Below are 548 nucleotides of genomic sequence, written 5' to 3' on the forward strand. Positions count from 1 at the left end.
CGATAAGCAGGTCTTGGACGAAGCAGTTGAGCGTTCCTTGATTGGTGCTTCTATTTGGAATGAAGTGAAAGATCGCTTGCATGACTCAGCAGTTGGACTTTCAGGTGGTCAGCAGCAACGTGTATGTGTGGCCCGTGTATTGGCAACAAGCCCCAAAATTATTTTGTTGGATGAGCCAACTTCAGCCCTTGACCCGATCTCAGCTGGTAAAATTGAGGACACACTTTATGGTCTGAAAGATAAGTATACAATGGTGCTAGTAACACGTTCTATGCAACAGGCATCACGTATTTCAGATCGAACAGGTTTCTTCCTTGATGGCGATTTGATAGAATACAATTTGACAAAAGAAATGTTCTTGAATCCTGCCAATAAAGAAACAGAAGACTATATTACAGGTAAGTTCGGCTAAGGCCTATAAGAAAAAGAAAGAGGTTCACATGTTAAGAGCTCAATTTGAAGAGGAATTAGGAAAACTTCATAACCAATTTTACGCCATGGGAAATGAAGTATTGGCTCAGATTAATAATGCTGTTCGTGCCTTTACA

The 548-nt window shown here is 40.7% G+C and carries 1 protein-coding gene and 1 pseudogene; both read left to right on the forward strand.

Annotated features, from left to right (window positions below; all coding sequences use genetic code 11):
• Nucleotides 1-412: ATP-binding cassette domain-containing protein (locus C1G53_RS03780; protein ID WP_153046657.1), on the forward strand; the 412-nt coding region annotated here is incomplete at its 5' end.
• A 28-nt stretch (nucleotides 413-440) separates the two neighbouring features.
• Nucleotides 441-548, forward strand: a pseudogene (locus C1G53_RS03785) (phosphate transport system regulatory protein PhoU); the annotation flags it as partial.

The organism is Streptococcus suis, from assembly GCF_002960445.1.
Classification (GTDB): domain Bacteria; phylum Bacillota; class Bacilli; order Lactobacillales; family Streptococcaceae; genus Streptococcus; species Streptococcus hyiners.